We start from the raw sequence: 215 nt of genomic DNA on the forward strand, positions 1-215 counted from the left end.
GCACGGCTCAGTTCGACACCCTGTCGGGCAAAGATTTCACTCTGACGATACAGTGGCAGGTGTTCGCAGTATTTTCCCGTTAACACGCGGGCAAGTAATCCGGGGCCCGCGATACCACGCTCTATCGGGCGGGACGGCGCCGGTGCTTCAACGATGCAGTCACATTTTGTACAGGCTTTTTTTACCCGTTCTGTGCGGATCACTTTCAGGGCGCT

1 protein-coding gene is annotated in these 215 nt (G+C 56.3%); it reads right to left on the reverse strand.

Annotated features, from left to right (window positions below; genetic code table 11):
• The coding region (locus tag FQZ95_RS03170) for an IS66 family transposase (protein ID WP_160529876.1) at positions 1-215 on the reverse strand (215 nt) is incomplete at both ends.

The sequence above is a fragment of the Escherichia sp. HH41S genome (assembly GCF_009820115.1).
In the GTDB taxonomy this organism is placed as follows: Bacteria; Pseudomonadota; Gammaproteobacteria; order Enterobacterales; family Enterobacteriaceae; genus Escherichia; species Escherichia coli_F.